This is a genomic window from Methylorubrum populi (genome assembly GCF_002355515.1).
In the GTDB taxonomy this organism is placed as follows: Bacteria; Pseudomonadota; Alphaproteobacteria; order Rhizobiales; family Beijerinckiaceae; genus Methylobacterium; species Methylobacterium populi_A.
Window position 1 is genome coordinate 3,041,527 of the sequence record NZ_AP014809.1, and the last position, 15,516, is coordinate 3,057,042.

At 70.1% G+C, this 15,516-nt stretch carries 20 protein-coding genes; 16 read left to right on the forward strand and 4 right to left on the reverse strand.

Annotated elements, in window-relative coordinates; all coding sequences use genetic code 11:
* Positions 1–58: 58 nt before the first annotated feature.
* Both MPPM_RS13900 and MPPM_RS13905 read right to left on the reverse strand, forming a co-directional pair.
* On the reverse strand, positions 59–457 hold the full coding sequence (locus MPPM_RS13900; protein WP_063111107.1) for a hypothetical protein: 399 nt from the start codon (positions 455–457) through the stop codon (positions 59–61).
* Between the two features lie 135 nt (positions 458–592).
* Positions 593–877 (reverse strand): hypothetical protein, encoded by a 285-nt coding sequence (locus MPPM_RS13905; protein WP_063111115.1) that lies wholly within the window; start codon positions 875–877, stop codon positions 593–595.
* 202 nt (positions 878–1,079) lie between these two features.
* On the opposite strand from MPPM_RS13905, the gene MPPM_RS13910 reads away from it, so the two are divergent.
* From MPPM_RS13910 to MPPM_RS28905, 4 genes are all read left to right on the forward strand, one after another.
* Positions 1,080–2,288: an RNA-guided endonuclease InsQ/TnpB family protein gene (locus MPPM_RS13910; protein ID WP_096485540.1), complete on the forward strand. Its 1,209-nt coding sequence runs from the start codon at positions 1,080–1,082 to the stop codon at positions 2,286–2,288.
* 213 nt (positions 2,289–2,501) lie between these two features.
* Positions 2,502–2,867 (forward strand): hypothetical protein, encoded by a 366-nt coding sequence (locus MPPM_RS13915; protein ID WP_063111109.1) that lies wholly within the window; start codon positions 2,502–2,504, stop codon positions 2,865–2,867.
* The gene (locus MPPM_RS13920) at positions 2,864–3,094 is read left to right on the forward strand and encodes a hypothetical protein (RefSeq protein WP_063111110.1); all 231 of its coding nucleotides are present in this window, start codon (positions 2,864–2,866) and stop codon (positions 3,092–3,094) included. Before MPPM_RS13915 ends, MPPM_RS13920 begins: the two co-directional genes overlap by 4 nt.
* Positions 3,095–3,151: 57 nt before the next feature.
* A complete protein-coding gene (locus MPPM_RS28905; RefSeq protein ID WP_432419854.1) occupies positions 3,152–3,763 on the forward strand; it encodes a DUF6036 family nucleotidyltransferase in 612 nt (203 codons plus the stop codon).
* Positions 3,764–3,828: 65 nt separating this feature from the next.
* Here the strand turns inward: MPPM_RS28905 and MPPM_RS13930 are convergent, their stop codons facing one another.
* Together MPPM_RS13930 and MPPM_RS13935 are read right to left on the reverse strand one after the other, a co-directional pair.
* Positions 3,829–4,479: an NrsF family protein gene (locus tag MPPM_RS13930; RefSeq protein ID WP_063111111.1), complete on the reverse strand. Its 651-nt coding sequence runs from the start codon at positions 4,477–4,479 to the stop codon at positions 3,829–3,831.
* Positions 4,476–5,030 carry a sigma-70 family RNA polymerase sigma factor gene (locus MPPM_RS13935; RefSeq protein ID WP_063111112.1) on the reverse strand — a complete coding sequence of 185 codons (555 nt, stop codon included), beginning with the start codon at positions 5,028–5,030 and terminating at the stop codon, positions 4,476–4,478. The genes MPPM_RS13930 and MPPM_RS13935 overlap by 4 nt, the downstream gene beginning before the upstream one ends.
* Positions 5,031–5,463: 433 nt before the next feature.
* Here MPPM_RS13935 and MPPM_RS28030 point away from each other — a divergent pair, with 433 nt between their 5' ends.
* From MPPM_RS28030 to MPPM_RS13995, 12 genes are all read left to right on the forward strand, one after another.
* A complete protein-coding gene (locus MPPM_RS28030) occupies positions 5,464–5,706 on the forward strand; it encodes a hypothetical protein (protein ID WP_157914193.1) in 243 nt (80 codons plus the stop codon).
* A gap of 276 nt (positions 5,707–5,982) precedes the next feature.
* Positions 5,983–6,354 (forward strand): DUF305 domain-containing protein, encoded by a 372-nt coding sequence (locus tag MPPM_RS13945; protein ID WP_096485543.1) that lies wholly within the window; start codon positions 5,983–5,985, stop codon positions 6,352–6,354.
* Between the two features lie 799 nt (positions 6,355–7,153).
* Complete coding sequence (locus MPPM_RS13950; RefSeq protein ID WP_041371369.1) at positions 7,154–7,387, forward strand: hypothetical protein; 234 nt, start codon at positions 7,154–7,156, stop codon at positions 7,385–7,387.
* Positions 7,388–7,869: 482 nt separating this feature from the next.
* A complete protein-coding gene (locus MPPM_RS13955; RefSeq protein ID WP_012454458.1) occupies positions 7,870–8,298 on the forward strand; it encodes a hypothetical protein in 429 nt (142 codons plus the stop codon).
* A 182-nt stretch (positions 8,299–8,480) separates the two neighbouring features.
* Positions 8,481–8,804, forward strand: coding sequence for a hypothetical protein (locus MPPM_RS13960; protein WP_012454459.1), 324 nt, complete (start codon positions 8,481–8,483; stop codon positions 8,802–8,804).
* Positions 8,804–10,411 carry a TolC family protein gene (locus MPPM_RS13965; RefSeq protein ID WP_096485544.1) on the forward strand — a complete coding sequence of 536 codons (1,608 nt, stop codon included), beginning with the start codon at positions 8,804–8,806 and terminating at the stop codon, positions 10,409–10,411. Before MPPM_RS13960 ends, MPPM_RS13965 begins: the two co-directional genes overlap by 1 nt.
* A gap of 33 nt (positions 10,412–10,444) precedes the next feature.
* Positions 10,445–11,866, forward strand: coding sequence for a multicopper oxidase family protein (locus tag MPPM_RS13970; RefSeq protein WP_096487852.1), 1,422 nt, complete (start codon positions 10,445–10,447; stop codon positions 11,864–11,866).
* Positions 11,867–12,040: 174 nt separating this feature from the next.
* A complete protein-coding gene (locus tag MPPM_RS13975) occupies positions 12,041–12,325 on the forward strand; it encodes a copper-binding protein (protein WP_096485545.1) in 285 nt (94 codons plus the stop codon).
* A gap of 71 nt (positions 12,326–12,396) precedes the next feature.
* Positions 12,397–13,110: a copper-binding protein gene (locus MPPM_RS13980; RefSeq protein ID WP_096485546.1), complete on the forward strand. Its 714-nt coding sequence runs from the start codon at positions 12,397–12,399 to the stop codon at positions 13,108–13,110.
* Positions 13,111–13,215: 105 nt separating this feature from the next.
* Entirely contained in the window at positions 13,216–13,854 is a 639-nt protein-coding gene (locus MPPM_RS13985; RefSeq protein ID WP_096485547.1) for a c-type cytochrome, read from the forward strand.
* Between the two features lie 95 nt (positions 13,855–13,949).
* Positions 13,950–15,035, forward strand: a complete 1,086-nt coding sequence (locus MPPM_RS13990; protein ID WP_096485548.1) for a glycosyltransferase — start codon at positions 13,950–13,952, stop codon at positions 15,033–15,035.
* A 58-nt stretch (positions 15,036–15,093) separates the two neighbouring features.
* Positions 15,094–15,474 carry an adenylosuccinate synthase gene (locus MPPM_RS13995; RefSeq protein WP_096485549.1) on the forward strand — a complete coding sequence of 127 codons (381 nt, stop codon included), beginning with the start codon at positions 15,094–15,096 and terminating at the stop codon, positions 15,472–15,474.
* Positions 15,475–15,516 lie beyond the last annotated feature (42 nt).

Here is a 15,516-nt window from a genome sequence, read left to right on the forward strand (position 1 = left end):
GATGCGCGAAGGCTGCCGTGCACGCGCGTGCACGGGGCGGCACCGCTCTCGGGCGGGCTCAGGAACGCGGTTTGGGAGGGGGGGCCTGCGGGGCTGCGGCCAAACTTGGCCGGGTATGGTCCTGCCGAACGGGCAGGAGGACCGGGGCGACCAGGGCATCACCGGCAAGTGGGGTAGGCAGGATCCCTGCTACGATCTTCGCGGCGCAGGCCGCCGCGAAGGGGCAGGCCTTGGTGTCGCGGCAGTCCGGGTCCGAGGGTGCGGGATCGCAACACGGCATGTCGGCAGGCATCGGCGCAACGTGCGGCGACGCGACGTCGTCCTGCTGCGCGACGACGTCCCGGTAATCGCCGCCCGCGAAAGCGCGCGCCTGCGCGGGGGCGACAAGCGCCCCAGCAACCAGGCCGAGCACGGCGAGGGCCGTGAGCAGGCGCGCTATGGTGGATCGGATCGACATCCGCTCCCAGGATCCCACTGATCGGGGGCCTTGCCTAGCCCCGGACGCGCCGGGCTCGCGACAAGCCCGACGACGACAAGTTCGCAAATGCGGGCCCGCGGGTTACAGCCGCGTGCGCAACGTGCGCGACGCTGATCAGAACGCGGGTCCGCCCGAAGTGGCGCCGAGGTTCTGAGCCTCGGCGGGACGCTCGGGGAACTGGGCGTTCCCGCGCGTGCTGCTCCTCAGGTCCCGTCCCTGGAGATCACGCCCCTCCCAAACGCGGCCGAGGCTGCCCGTCACCTCGGGCGCGGCTCCCGTCGGGCCTTCCAGGACGCTCCAGCCCGCCGAGGGAACGGCCTCGCCGGTCAGCCTCGGGTGCGCCCAAGCGCCGCCGGTCATGAGGGTGGAGGCCACCAAGGTCGCAAGGATGTACTTCATCGAATGCTCCATCGTCTTTCGCGTTTGCCTTCACGGCGCCGCTACCGACGACTTCGGGACGCGCGGACGATGCGTTACAGTAGAAGCGCGGAAAGCCCCGCCCTTGAGGGCGGGGATGGATAGCGCCGGCGGCGACAGCCGCCATCCAGGCATCCGTACCAAGGCCCTTGCCTGCGTTCCGCTTCCGTTCTAGCCTTGGTCCGTGCTTCGCGTCCAGGCATACCGGTTCGTCCTCCGGCCCGACGGCGCGCAGGAACGGCTCATGCGCCGCTCCTGCGGCGCGCGCCGCTACGTCTTCAACAAGGCCCTCGCCCTGCAGAAGGAACGGTACGCCGCCGGCGGGAAGCACCTCTCCTATGCCGACCTCTGCAAGCATCTCACCGCCTGGAAGGCCGACCCCGCCACCGCCTGGCTCAAGGAGGTGCACAGCCAGGTCCTGCAGCAGGCGCTCAAGGACCTCGACCACGCCTACCGCAACTTCTTCGAGGGGCGGGCCGAGCTCCCGCGCTTCAAGAGGAAGGGCAAGGACGACGCCTTCCGCCACCCGCAGAAGGTCGAGCTCGACCAGCCGAACGGGCGCATCCGCGTGCCCAAGCTCGGCTGGATGCGCTACCGCGCCTCCCGCGCCGTCGAGGGCGCGGTCGGGCAGGTCACCGTCTCGCTGAAGGCCGGCAAGTGGCACGTCTCGGTCCAGACCGAGCGCGAGGTCGAGAAGCCGGTCCACCCGTCGACGACGCTTGTCGGCATCGACGTCGGCGTGACGCGTTTCGCCACGCTGTCCGACGGCACCGTCATCGAACCGGCGAACGCGTTCCGCAAGGCCGAGGCGGCGCTCGCGAAGGCGCAGCGGGCGATGGCCCGCAAGACCAAGTTCAGTAGGAACTGGAGGAAGGCGAAGGCGAAGGTACAACGGGTCCAGGCACGCATCGCCCGCATCCGCTCCGACTTCCTGCACAAGGCCTCGACGACCGTCAGCAAGAACCACGCGGTGGTCTGCGTCGAGGACCTGGACGTGCGGGCGATGACGGCGAGCGCGGCCGGGACGGTCGAGGAGCCGGGCGTGAACGTCCGTCAGAAGGCGGGGCTGAACAAGGCGATCCTGGACCAGGGGTGGGGCGAGTTCCGCCGGCAGGTCGGGTACAAGCAGGAATGGCTCGGCGGCTGGCTGCTGCCGGTGCCGGCTCCGAACACGAGCCGGACGTGCCCGGAATGCGGGCACGTGGCGGCGGAAAACCGCCCGAGCCAGGCCGTGTTCCGGTGCGTGGCGTGCGGGTACGCGGCGCACGCGGACGACGTGGCGTCGGTCAACATCGCAAGGGCGGGGTACGCCCGGCTAGCCTGCGGAGAGACTTCGCCCGTTCGGGCGTCGGCCCAGGAACCCACCGAGGCGGGTCCGGCCCTCGCGGCCTGACACGCGGTAGGAATCCCCGCCCTCCAGGGCGGGGAGGATGTCAAAGAGACCGGTGCCAGACCCCATATCCGCGGGGACCGAAGTTCTGTGGAAGTCGAACCGAGCCCCAACTCCGACGTTGTCGGGTCTCCGGGCGTCGGGCATAATGCCCACGGTCCGAAACGCGTGTGGCTCCAGAGGCATCCTGTGCGTCCCGAGGTAAACAGGGAAGTCGTGAACGACCGTGCCAAGCTGATGATCCATCGGCTGGTGGCGCGTCGGCTCGCGCGCGACCCGGGCATCCTCGATAGCGCCAAGATGGCCGTAATGCGGCTTGAGGCGGACTACCCCGAGCGCACCTTCGTCTCCGAGTGGCGCGAGATCCTCGGGCAGCCGCCGGGGACGATCCGGCAACTCCTCACCCGGCGGGACGAGGGTATGCAGCGGCTTCGGCTGTCGTCGCCGTTCCTGGAAGGGGAGGGCGTGTCGTTCGTGCGCGACCCGAACGTCCGGAAGCGGATCTGGCGCCTGGCACGCAAAGGCGCGGCCGCCCAGCGCGCGGCGCATGCCGGCCGCCAAGGCTCCTCCGTTCCGGCGTGAGCCGTCCGATTGAGATCCGGACGGTCGCGGACCTGGAGCGCACCGCCCGCTCGCTGGCGTTGCACTTCAAGGCCCGCACCGTGGTGGTCGTCGGCAGCCAAGGCATCCTCGTAGGCTGGCCCGGCGCGCCGGTCACGATGTGCATGTCGCCCGAGATCGACGCCTATCCCGCCAACGCCCGGGCCTGGGAGGCAGCCCAGGACGACGACCTCGCGGAGGCATCCTAGGAGATCTCCGTCATCTTCGGCGAGGGCTCGCCCTTCCACGCGGCGCACGGTTTCTACATCGACGGCGTCGACGACCGCACCGCCCGCCTGCCGCCCTCGTGGCCCGCGCGCGCGGTGGTGCGGGAGGTGAGAGGCCACGGCACGGCGACCGTGACGGTGGTGGCCCCCGGCCCGGACGACCTGATCGTTTCCAAGCTTGCCCGCCTCGCCGACAAGGACAGGGACTACATCGCGGCCTACCATCGGGCCCGGCCTCTCGACCTTGCCGTCATCCAGGCGCGCGTAGCGGAATGCGGGTTCGAGGAGGTTCTGGCACAGCGTGCGCTCGCCTTCCTCGCCGGCCTTCCCTCGCCTCCCGGGCGCGCGACCGCCGCACCCGTGCGGGCAGGGGCTGTCGTGCCGCCCCATCCCGCGGGGACGCACTGCGCCTTCCTGATGGACGAGGGCCGTTCGGTTTCGGTCCGCGCCTGGAACGAGGCGGCCGGGCTCTACGATATCCTCGACAATCCGCTCGGCCCCGCGGTCGTGGCCCAGGATGGGACGAGCGCCTTCCGGACCGACGGGGAGGCGCTGACGCAGGAGGCGTGGGACGCACATCCGTGCGTCCGCGCCGCGCGACACGGTGACCTGTCCGGGTACCCACGGCCGAACTGGACGCCTTCGGGCTGACCCGCCCCCGAGGCGCGCGGCGGGCCGAGAGCGGTTCGCCCGTGCGTACGGGTGAGCCGACGGCCTTACCAGCGCAGCAGGCGAGGCCCGAGAAGCGCGCCGGCCAGCGTGCAGAGGGCAATCGTCCCGCCGTACCAGAGCGCGATGAAGGGCACGGTGTCGTCCATGCAGTGAATCGCGTAGCCCATCGCACTCACGCCGCCCGAGGCGAGCCCGACCAGGGCGCCGGCCCGGACGAGGTCCGTCGGCGCGCCGAACTTCCGGACCGCCCACATCAGGGTCGCGAAGGGAACCACGGCGATCACCGGGATGGAGACGAGGCATTCGAGCCACATGTGGCCCGTGAGCATGGTCCCCCAGTGGGCCGCCGGCGCGTTGGCGAGGCTGAGGGCAGCGAGGACCATGACCGCCGCGAACGGCAGGGCCGCCATGCCGAGATGCACCCTCCTCTCGCCCCCTGGCCGAGCGATGCGACCGAGGTAGCGCAGGGCCAAGACACCGACGGCGAGGGCGAAGGCCAGCTTGGCCAGCAGGAAGGTCAGTGACTTGCCTTCACCCAAGTCCGGCCGGACGCCCAATGCGAGCAGGGCGAGGCAGAGCGCCCCGGCGGCCCCGATGGCGGCCCCCAGCGCGATCCGCCGCAGCATGGCGGGAGACTTGGCAGGCTCGCTGGCGAAGCTCGCGCCGAGCAAGCCGATGAGTTCGTCGGTCTTCATTCCCCTTTGCCTCCTGCCATGGCGGCCAACGCCTTCAACCCGCGGTGGACGCTGACCTTTATGGCCGATTCCGACATGCCGGAGCGCGTCGCGGCCTCGGCCACGCTCAGACCTTCGACCTTCATGGCCCGGATCGCCTGCTGCATCTTGCCGGGAAGGCGACCGAGCAGGCGCTCGACATCGAGCGTGCTCTCGACGGCGGCGTGGTCGTCATGCGCAACCAGCTCGCTCGCATCCTCGACGGGTACGTCGGCGAGGGAGGCGCGCGTACGCCGGAGGTGGTCGATGAGCTTGTAGCGCGCGATGGCGTAGAGCCAGGGCGTGACCGGTTGGCCAACGTCGTAGGTGTGCCGTCGCGTGTGAACCGCCATCAACGTTTCCTGGACGAGGTCCTCCGCCTCCGGCGCGGCGCGTCCGGAGCGCGCAAGCTTACCCTTGAAATAGGCCCGCAGGTGGGGACCAAGTCGCTCCAGGAACAACCGGTAGTCCGCCGCGCTTCCGGCGAGGCCGGACGATAGCAATGCCCGCAACTCGTCTTCCTGACTGATCAAGACGCCTCTCTCGGCCACACCGCGAAGACGCGTCTGACCCGGCCATCAAACACGTCACCGCGGCTCGCCTCGCATTCGATCCGCGCGTGCCGGCCCCGGACACGCGCCCACCCGCCCGCGCAGCCTTCGCCGGGGCTAAGGCGAACCCGAGCCGCGAGCGGGCAAGGGCTCGACCACCGGAGCGGCCGGCCCGGTACCGCCGCCTCGCACGGACGCAGTGCCCGCCAGGACCAATCCGCAGGAAACGCGCAGATGGTTACAGGGCCCCACCTGCCCATTTGCCCACCCCGCGACCCAGCCCGCCCGCTGTCGGCCGGCCCCTCCATTTTGCTCGGAACGCTCGCGGAGGCAACAAAAACGCCTGTATACCCCCGGATCGTATATGGGGCCAAGCGCGTTCCTTGAGCCGCAGAACGACGATGGAGGTGAAGGGATGCCGAAACTGTTGCAGGTCGGGTTGCTCGTGGCCGCCGCGGCCGCATTCGGGTCCACGGCAGGGCCGGCGCGGGCGCTCGACGAAGTCGGGGCCGCCCACGGCGACCAACACGGCGCGGAGCGCCATGGACACGTCATCGAGCACAGGCAGACGCACGGCCATCATGGTGAGGCGGACCATCACGAGGAGCATCATGAGGTCGTGCGCGAGGGCGGCCACCACCGGGAAGGGCGTCACTGACACGGGGTGCCAAGCCCCGCCGACACCCTCATCCCGTCGCCCGTGGCCTTCTCGGCGACGGGCGCGCTCGTCGGGAGCTCAGCGTTCCCGTGGCGTCACCCCAGACCGCGGCTGCAGGACGCCGGGGGGGCTGGCGGGCGCGGCCATCCGGATGGCAGCAGGCTTGTTCGCGCCCGGCCTACGACCCAACCCAACAGAAAAGCGCGATCGGACGGCGAACCTGGATCACGCCGCCGGGTTGTACCCCCACAGGGTAAAACGAACAGAGAGGCTCGCATGAAGGTAGTGAGAACCGCACTCGTAGCCACGGCACTCATGGCTTCCGGCGCGACACCGTCGCTCGCCCAAGGCGGCCAGGGCGGGTCCATGTCGGGCATGGACATGAAGAACATGGGCCCTCTGCAGAAGGCCTCCATGGAAGCCATGGACAAGATGAACAAGGCGATGATGCAAGGCATGATGGACCCCGATCCGGACTTGGCCTGGATGAAGGGCATGGCGGCACACCACCAGGGCGCGGTCGACATGTCCGAGGCCGCCATCAAGCATTCAAAGGACGAGACGGTGGTGAAGGAAGCCCGGAAGACGAAGGAGGAAAACGAAAAGAGCCTGCGCGAGATCCAGGCCAAGATCCGGAAGGAGAAGTAGATCTTCCACCCCTGGCCTCGCTGCGGACCGCCGACGGGTCAGGGCAACGACTCGACGGCTCGGCGACGCCTTGTCTGGCGGGCCCGCTAGCTACGGTCCCGGCCAGGCTCTCCGCGGGCCGGAATCACCGCCGTCCGGGTCGTCGGGGTCAGGCTGGCCGAACAACTTCTCCCCGTCGCCGAAAGCGGACACGGCCACGGCCGGAGGAGGGAGCGTCCAGCCGACGTCAGAGGATCCTGTTGGCGCTCCCCCCTGCATAAGGGACACCTGCTGTCCGTGAACTCAGGCGCGCAGGCCAAGTGCCGCGCTTGCATCGTCCGGAAGTTCGGCGGCGAGGTTGCGCCGCGGCTGCGCCGGTGCCACCGGCCGATGTCGAGACAGTCCGGTTCTGTCTCGCCCACGAATGGCGGTTCGCCCAGGATCTGTTCCGCGCCATCCCGATGAGCTGTCCCGGCCCCGAGCCCAGGATCGGTTCGGCTTGGGTTTTCCGGGCCACGTCGGGCAAGCGCGGCGGCAGCCTGCCCGCTGAGAGCCGGGTTCCGCGCGGGTGGCGGCAGGCCGCGACGCCGTCCATCTCGTCGTGTCGTCCGACCGCTGCGGTCAGGCTGCGACCGGGCCGGGCGCAGACCGGGCCCGGAGCCGCTGGGACACCGCAATGCCGGGCTGGTCTCCCCGGGGCGCGGCCCCGGGGTCTTGGCCCGACCGCAGTTCGAGATTCGAACGGTCTGCAACCTTTTCCGCGTCGGCCCCGAACTCTTCCAAGAAGCCGCCAGCTTCTTGAGAAGAGGGAAACGTAGCCATGAACCGAGCTGTCCATGCCGCCCTTCTGGGCGCCGCCTTGATGGCCTGGATGCCGGGTAACGCCCTTGCCGGCGCCTGGGACAACGTCCCCCCTGCTTGGCGCAACGAACGGTATCAGAAATTGCGTCCCGCATTCCGCTCGCTCGACGACGGCCTGACGACCGGTTCGATCCGGCGCGCGCCCCAACGCCCCGTCACCGAGCGCCCCGAGCCGGCCGGCGCTCGGCGGTGAGACGAGGCCGCGCGGTCCGTGGTGCACCCTGGCGCGGCACCGAGGACAGGATCAGGTCGCATCGCGACCATCTCGGACCCGGCACCCGGGAGGCCGAGGGGGCGGGCGTCCTAGCCTCACGGGCCGGCGCCCTCTTGCCCCGGTCAGGACTGACATCGAGGCCCCGCCCAAAGCTCGGAAGGCAAGACCGGCGTCACGGGCGCCTGGGGAGATCCGCATCGTCGCGAGCCGGCCTAGGCCGCAGGCAATCGCACCCTACGCAGAGACGCCCAAGTCACGAGCCTCCAGAAGCCCGCCGGCACGATCTCGACACCTCTCGGCCGCCGCGCGGGCATGACCTGTGACCGAATTCCAACAGCGCCGAGGGCCGAGGCAGGTTCACATTAAATCAAAGTGTTCGTGCGTTGCCCGGCAAGTCCATCCGTGCGACGATTGGGTCGGGTTTTGGCAGGGTCTCTGGGTCCTTGGCAGTTCTTCGCGCAATGTTGCTTGCCGTGCTGGCGATGGCCGTGGCCATCGCCCCGGCGGCGCCGTGCACGATGCAGCGCCACGCCGCGGCCGATCACGCCGCCGCCGACCAGGCCGCCGCCGACCCGCATGCCCACCACCGGCACGGAGCCGGCTCCGCCGACGCGCCCGCGGGAGCGGCCCTCCAGGCGGACGGCCCCGACTGCCAGCGGCATGCCTCGGCCGGCCAGCACCACCCGGGCGGCCACGGCCACCACAAGCGGCCGGTCAGCTGCGCGGCCACCTGCTGCCCCCTGGCCTGCCAGGCGGCCGTGCCGGACGCGCCCTGGTCGGGCGCGGCGCTGGTCCTGCGCCCCTCCGAGCCCATCGGCCTGGCCCAGGATGACGGCGTCGCCCAGCCGCGTCCCCTGCGCATCGAGCGGCCCCCCAGGCAGCGCGCCTGACCGCGGCGGGCCAAACGCCCGCCCGCCCCCGCCCGCCGCACCCGGACGCGCCCTGACCAGGATCCTGCCTGCGCAGGCCGCGCCCGGCCCGGCCGGCTCAGCCGCGCCCGCGCCCCCCCCTCCCTGTCCGCCGGTCCGCGCCCCCGAGCGCGGCCGCCAGCCCCCGTTCGGGATCCGAAGCGATGCTCACCTTCCTCAGGCCGGCCGTGGCGCTCACGGCCCTGGCGCTCACGGCCTTGCCGCTCGCGGCCTGCGTGCCCACCGCCGCGCCGGACTGGCTGGTTGCCCCGGCCAACCCTGCCGCTGCCGTGCGCGCGCCGCGCTACTCCGCGGTCACCGCGGGCGTGGCGCGCTACGACGTGGTCGATCCCAAGGACTGGCGCGAGCTCAACCGCGCCGTGACGCCGAAGTCCGGCTCGGGCGGCATGGAGGGCATGGACCACTCCCGGATGCCCGGCATGAACATGCCCGGCATGGGCGGCAAGCGCGACACGGGAGGGCGGTGATGGGACCCACCTGTAACCAAACCCCGCCCGCCCACGGACTAACCCCCAAAGGGAACTCACGGATGACCTTGCCTCAGACTCGCGGGTCCGGCGTCCGCCGGGGAGCCGCAGCGTCGCTCGGCCGTCGCGCCCGGACCGCTGCCCTCCTGGCGTCGGTCGGGGTGCCGCTTGGCGGCTGCGTGGGCTTCTCGGCCGACGGCGGTCTCGGACCGGCGCACAGCTACGCCGCCCTGGAGCTGAGGAAGGACATCGTGAAGGTGTCCGACGAGATCGCCGCGACCGGCGCCGCGGCCCGTGCGGAGCAATTGCTGCGGCGCCCGCTCACGCCCGACAGCGCGGTACAGGTCGCCCTCCTGAAGAACCGCGCCCTGCAAGCATCCTTCAACGACCTCGGCGTGTCGGAAGCCGAGTTCGTCCAGGCGACGTTGCCGCCGGTCCCGCGGCTCTCCCTCAGCCGGACCGGGGGCGACTTCACCCTGGAGGTCGAGCGCTCGCTCACCGCGAGCCTCATCGAGCTCCTGACGCTGCCGGTCCGCATCCCGATCGCGCGGAACCGTTTCAGGGCGGAGCAGTACCGCGCGGTCGGGCAGGTCCTGCGCCTCGCCGGCGAGGCGCGGCGCCAGTTCTATCGCACGGTGTCGGCGAACCAGTCCGTCGCCTACCTGGAGCAGGCGCTCGCGAGCGCCGGCTCCGCCTCCACCCTGGCCAAGCAGCTCGGCGAGACGGGCGCGTTGAACAAGCTGGAGCAGGCGCGCGAGCACGCCTTCTACAGCGAGCTCGGGGCGCAACTCGCCAAGGCGCGCGTCCTGCAGCGGGTCGAGCGCGAGAAGCTGATCCGCCTGCTCGGCCTGTGGGGGCGCGAGATCGACTTCAAGCTGCCGAACGGCTTGCCGTCGCTGCCCGGTCGGCTGGTGAGCGGCACCCAGATCGAGGCCGAGGCGATCAAGAAGCGCGCGGACATCCAGACGGCGCGCTTCGAACTCCAGTCGCTCGCGGGCCAGTACGGCCTCAACCAAGTCAGCGGCTTCATCAACGTGCTCGATATCGGCTACTCCGACCGTTACGAGCGCTCGAAGGCGTTCGAGCCGAACGAGCAGGGCGGCTTCAACGTCACGCGCGACAAGAGCTTCGGCCGCGGCTACACCGTCGACTTGGTCATCCCGATCTACGACTTCGGGACGACGGTGGTGCGCGGAGCGCGGGAGGCATATCTCGGCGCCGCCCATCGCCTCGCGGAGAAGGCGGTCAACGCCCGTTCGGAGGTCCGCGAGGCCTACCAGCGCTACCGCGGCCAATACGACATCACCCGGCACTACCAGGGCAGCGTGCTGCCCCTGCGCAAGACGATCCAGGACCAGGCGTTGCTGCAGTACAGCGGCATGCTGATCGACGTCACCACGCTGATCATCGACGCCCGCTCGCGGATCCTGAGCAATATCCAGGCCATCGAGGCCCAACGCGACTTCTGGATCGCGGCGACCGACCTCAGGGCGGCCGTCATCGGCGGCGGCTTCACCGGCGAAGGCTTCGGTGGCGAGTCGGCCGGAGCCGAGGCGGTGGCCGGCGGCGGAGGCGAAACCCTCGCGGCCGCCACGCCCGGCGGCTGATGCCGCTCCCCCACGAGACCCATGGAGAAACCGATGACTGACATCTCGCGAAGGGGCCTGCTGGGCGCCGGGGGGCTCGTCCTCGCAGGAACGTCCATGATCAGCGGCCGCACGCAGGCCGCCGGCCTGCCCGAGGCGCCCTCGATGGACAAGGCGACGACGCAGCCGCCGCTCGTGCCGACCACCGGGGTGGACTACCAGCCGGTGGTGACGCTCAACGGCTGGACGCTGCCGTGGCGCATGCGCGGGGACTGGAAGGAGTTCCATCTCGTGGCCGAGCCGGTCGTGCGCGAGATGGCCCCCGGGATGAAGGCGCATCTCTGGGGCTATAACGGGCAGTCGCCCGGGCCGACCATCGAGGCGGTCGAGGGCGACAAGGTCCGCATCTTCGTCACCAACAAGCTGCCGGAGGCGACCGCCGTCCACTGGCACGGCCAGACCCTGCCCAACGGGATGGACGGGGTGGCGGGCCTGAACCAGCCCGGCATCCCGCCGGGCAAGACGTTCGTCTACGAGTTCATCCTGAGGCGTTCGGGCACCTTCATGTACCACCCGCACTCGGACGAGATGGTCCAGATGGCGATGGGCATGATGGGCTTCTTCGTCGTGCATCCGCGCGATCCCGCCGAGCGGCGGGTCGACCGCGACTTCGTCTGGCTCCTGAACGCCTACGACATCGAGGCCGGGTCCTACGTGCCCAAGGTCAACACGATGCTCGACATGAACATGTGGTGCTTCAACAGCCGGGTCTGGCCGGGCATCGAACCCATGGTCGCGCGCCAGGGCGACAAGGTGCGGATGCGCTTCGGCAACCTCACCATGACCAACCACCCGATCCACGTGCACGGCGTCGACTTCAAGGTCACGGGCACCGACGGCGGCTGGATCCCGCCCGAGCGCCAGTGGTTCGAGGTCTCGGCGGACGTCGCGGTCGGCCAGATGCGGGCCATCGAGTTCAACGCCGACAACCTGGGGGACTGGGCGGTCCACTGCCACAAGTCGCACCACACCATGAACGCCATGGGCCACTCGGTGCGCACCTACATCGGCGTGAACCTGAAGAGCACGGCGAAGCGCATCCAGAGGATCGCGCCCGGCTACATGCCGATGGGCTCGACCGGCATGGGCTCCATGGCCGAGATGGAGATGCCGCTCCCCGAGAACACGCTGCCGATGATGACCGGCGCCGGCCCGTTCGGATCGGTCGAGATGGGCGGCATGTTCACCGTGCTGAAGGTCCGCCCCGACGTGGCGCCCGGCGACTACAGGGACCCCGGTTGGTACCAGCACCCGGAGGGCACGCTGGCCTACGAGTGGACGGGCGACCCCCTGCCCGAACCCAGCCGCGATCCGAACACTCCGCGGGGCAAGCGCGCCCGCGAGACGGACCTGCGCGCGGTCGACCCGCGCAAGCGCCGGACGGCCGCCAACCCGGGCGGTCACGGAAACCACTGAGCCGGCGATGCCGGACGTCTTCCAGGCTTCCGCCGGGACGGCGCCCCGACACGGGCGCGCGCCGGCGGGCGGGTTCGGGCGGACCTAGTCCCCCCGAAGGCCGCTGCGCGGGTCGCCCTCATCGCCCCTCAAGAGGCGCCCGCGCAGCGGTACAGCGACCATCAGGAGAACACGATGAGGAAGGTACCCCCCCTCGCCCTCGCCGCGCTGCTCGCCCTGGCGAGCCCGGCCTGGGCGCAATCGGTCAAGGCCACGGTCACGAAGGTCGACGAGGCGGCCGGCAAGGTCACGCTGGATCACGAGCGCATCCCGAAGCTCGACATGGACGCCATGACCATGGCCTACAAGGTCAAGGACCCGGCGATGATCAAGGACCTGAAGTCCGGGGACAAGGTCGAGTTCGACGTCGACGAAGCCGGCGGCCAGTACACCGTCACCAAGATCCAAAAAGCCAAGTAGCGCCTCGAACGGGCCCGCCGCGCGGACACGCCCGATCCCGCGCGGCGGCCCCATGCCGCGGAGGAAGTCACATGCGACGTTTATCCCTGTTCGCCGCCGCCATGGCCGTGGCGCTCGCCGGCCCGGTATCGGGGGCGGCCTGGGCGCAACCTGCCAAGGGTGCCCCGGCCGCCCTGGAGCGCGTGCGCGAGGTCATGGCCGACCGCTTCAGGAACCTCAAGCTGACCGGCGACCCCGACCGGGACTTCGCCGAGCTCCTGATCGCGAGCTACGAGCAGTCCCTCTTCCTCGCCAAGGCGCAGCTCGACTACGGCGGCGACCGGCAGCTGCGCGAGACCGCGCAGAAGATCCAGGACGAGCAGCAGCAGAAGATCGACGCCCTCAAGGAGTGGCAGGTCCGGAACCGGCAGTCGGACTACCGGCCGCAGCCGAACCAGACGCCGTCCGGCGAGGGTCCGCTGGACCGCCAGGCCCAGGCGGGGGGCTCGGCCCAGCCCGCGTCGCCGTCGCCCGCTCCGGCGTCCCCCGCCAAGCCCGCCGCGGCCCAGCCCGCTGCCAACACGCCTCTCGTGAGCGGGACCGTCCAGAAGGTCGACGAGGCCGCTGGCAAGGTCACGCTGGACCACGAGCGCATCCCGAACATCGACATGGACGCCATGACCATGGCCTACCGGGTCGCCGACCCCGCCATCCTGAAGGGGGTGAAAGCCGGTGACCGGGTCCGGTTCTCCGCCGACCGGGTGAACGGGCAGCTTGCCATCACGCGCATCCAGAAGGCGCGGTGAGAAGACCAACCCGTCGAGAGCGCGCTCATCCCAGTTCGGCCGACGGCGCCCCCGCACCTGACGCGTGGGCGGCCCGGCTCGAAACCGGTCACTCAGGACACCTCCATGCGAACCGCCAAGATCGTCTTCCTCACGTTGCTCTCGGCCGGCATCCTGGCGACGGTCGCCGCCGCGGCCGTGGTCTACGCGGGCGTCTTCAACGTCGCCGCCACGGAGCCGCACTGGGCCCTGACCTCGTGGGTGTTGGAGACGGCACGGGTGCGCTCGATCCGAGCCCATGCGGCCGGCTTGCTGCCTCCGGCGGGCTACGACGAACAACCCAGGTTGGTGCCGGCCGTCGGGCACTTCGCCGAGCATTGCGCCACCTGCCATGGCGGGCCGGGCACCAAGCGCAGCGAGGTCGCGGAGGGCATGTATCCTGAGCCGCCCAATCTCAAGGAGGCCGCGAAGCGCTACAGTGCGGGCGAGCTGTTCTGGATCCTGAAGAACGGCATCAAGATGAGCGGCATGCCGTCGATGGCGAGCGACGGGGACGAGATGCTCTGGGCGACGGTCGCGCTGCTGCGGAAGCTGCCGGAGATGACCGACGACGAGTACAACGACCTGTGGATGCAGGCACAGGCAGGCGAGGGTCATGCTGGAATGAACCACGGCGCCGCCGGGACAGATGGCACCAAGGCGGCGGAGAACCCCTCCAGCACAGCGCAGCCGGACAGCGGCGCGCGCCACAAGCACAACCATTAGCAGGAGCCGTACGACGCCAGCGCCAAGGCAGGATACTTCCGGTGAATGCTCTACCTGCTTCCGACAGGCCGAGAACTTTTCCGCGTAGGATTCTCATGTACGTGCACGCCCTGGCGGGCGGCGGCGCAGAACGTGTGTGGGCAATCCTCGCCACTGAATTCTGCAAGCTCGGACATGAGGTAGTTGTGGCCGTTGATTACGAGGCCCGGGAAAACAGGGCTCATTTGAGCCCCGATGCTCGGCTTGTCGTGTTAGGAGGCGGACATCTACGCTCAACGGCGCGCCTTGCCGGGCTGATACGTCGCGAGCGGCCGGACGTCACGATCTCCGCGCTGGCCTCCTCAAACCTCAAGCACACGGTGGCAGCGGTCCTGGCCGGCCGCTTGCGCCGGAGCGTCATCACGTACCATGGCTATACGGCGAACGAGCGTGGGCTTCTCAGCCGCATCGGCTACCTCGCCACGCCGCTTCTCACCCGGATGGCCGCTCGTACAATCGCCGTCTCGGACGGGCTTGCCCGATACCTGCAGGAGAGGCTTGCGGCCGATCCGAGCCGCTTGAGCCGGATCTACAATCCGGTCCTCTCTGATCGCGTGGCGGAGAAGGCACCCAACCGGACCGTGCCGGTCATCCTTTCCGTGGGTCGCCTGGACCATGCGAAGGATCATCAGACCCTCCTGCGCGCCTTCGCCAAGGTACGACAACCGAGCGCGCGCTTGGTGATCCTCGGGGAGGGGGTTGAGCATGCGAGCCTCGCAGCCGAGATCGACCGCCTCGGCCTGTCCGACCGGGTCGAGCTTCGCGGCTATGTCATGGAACCTTGGTCAGCCTTCGCAGAGGCGAGTTGCCTCGTTCTGTCCTCGCGCGTCGAAGCCTTCGGTCTTGCCGTTGTCGAGGCCTTGGCCCACGGCATGCCCGTCGTCGCGACGGATTGCGACGGGCCGCGCGAGATCCTGCTTGACCCGGCGCTTGGGGTTATCGTTCCGGTCGGCGACGCCGCGAAGATGGCCGAGGCTATCGAGGTCGTCTTGGAAGATCCGGGCGACGCCGACCGACGCCGACGGCGTGCGGCCGACTTCTCCCCGCGGCGCGCGGCCACGGCCTACGACGCCTTGTTCGAGGCAATCCTGGAGCAGGACAGCAGAGTTCGCCGCCCCCTGTCCGGCCGACATGGAACCTAGGAAACCGCGCCGAAGACGCGTTTACCACCGATTTCCGGCTTGTTACGAGGAAAGCACGATGAAGTTCTGCGCGATTCCATTGGTTCTTGCCCTCAGCCTCGCATCCGGCTCTGCCCTCGCCCATGGCGAGCCGCCCCAGGCCGCGCACGGCGGCCTCGTGCAGGAGGCCCAGGAGCTCTGGCTAGAACTCGTGGTGAAGGACACCGACGTGACGGTCTACATCCTGGACGAGATGCGCAAGCCCGTTCCGGCAGCGCAGGTGTCGGGCACCGCAACGGTGCTCGTCGGCGGCAAGAGCTACAAGGTCGCCCTCAGCCCGGCCGGGGCCAACAGCGTGCAGGGCAAGCTGCCCGTCGCGGCGACCGGCCAGGTCGTGGCAACGGTGTCGCTCAAGGTCGGCGGCAAGGCCGCCTCCGCACGGTTCACGAACAAGGCTTGAGCGGCCGGGTTCACGAACCGGCGGCCGGGACGGTGACGGTCG

What these genes read in the sequence shown, in the direction of transcription:
- MPPM_RS13975 (WP_096485545.1), top strand. Translation starts at nt 12,041, where the DNA reads ATGAGGAAGGTACCCCCCCTCGCCCTCGCCGCGCTGCTCGCCCTGGCG.
- MPPM_RS13900 (WP_063111107.1), bottom strand. Translation starts at nt 457, where the DNA reads ATGTCGATCCGATCCACCATAGCGCGCCTGCTCACGGCCCTCGCCGTG.
- MPPM_RS13995 (WP_096485549.1), top strand. Translation starts at nt 15,094, where the DNA reads ATGAAGTTCTGCGCGATTCCATTGGTTCTTGCCCTCAGCCTCGCATCC.
- MPPM_RS13985 (WP_096485547.1), top strand. Translation starts at nt 13,216, where the DNA reads ATGCGAACCGCCAAGATCGTCTTCCTCACGTTGCTCTCGGCCGGCATC.
- MPPM_RS13965 (WP_096485544.1), top strand. Translation starts at nt 8,804, where the DNA reads ATGGGACCCACCTGTAACCAAACCCCGCCCGCCCACGGACTAACCCCC.
- MPPM_RS13960 (WP_012454459.1), top strand. Translation starts at nt 8,481, where the DNA reads ATGCTCACCTTCCTCAGGCCGGCCGTGGCGCTCACGGCCCTGGCGCTC.
- MPPM_RS13990 (WP_096485548.1), top strand. Translation starts at nt 13,950, where the DNA reads ATGTACGTGCACGCCCTGGCGGGCGGCGGCGCAGAACGTGTGTGGGCA.
- MPPM_RS28030 (WP_157914193.1), top strand. Translation starts at nt 5,464, where the DNA reads ATGCCGAAACTGTTGCAGGTCGGGTTGCTCGTGGCCGCCGCGGCCGCA.
- MPPM_RS13980 (WP_096485546.1), top strand. Translation starts at nt 12,397, where the DNA reads ATGCGACGTTTATCCCTGTTCGCCGCCGCCATGGCCGTGGCGCTCGCC.
- MPPM_RS13905 (WP_063111115.1), bottom strand. Translation starts at nt 877, where the DNA reads ATGAAGTACATCCTTGCGACCTTGGTGGCCTCCACCCTCATGACCGGC.
- MPPM_RS13950 (WP_041371369.1), top strand. Translation starts at nt 7,154, where the DNA reads ATGAACCGAGCTGTCCATGCCGCCCTTCTGGGCGCCGCCTTGATGGCC.
- MPPM_RS13930 (WP_063111111.1), bottom strand. Translation starts at nt 4,479, where the DNA reads ATGAAGACCGACGAACTCATCGGCTTGCTCGGCGCGAGCTTCGCCAGC.
- MPPM_RS13955 (WP_012454458.1), top strand. Translation starts at nt 7,870, where the DNA reads ATGTTGCTTGCCGTGCTGGCGATGGCCGTGGCCATCGCCCCGGCGGCG.
- MPPM_RS13945 (WP_096485543.1), top strand. Translation starts at nt 5,983, where the DNA reads ATGAAGGTAGTGAGAACCGCACTCGTAGCCACGGCACTCATGGCTTCC.
- MPPM_RS13970 (WP_096487852.1), top strand. Translation starts at nt 10,445, where the DNA reads ATGACTGACATCTCGCGAAGGGGCCTGCTGGGCGCCGGGGGGCTCGTC.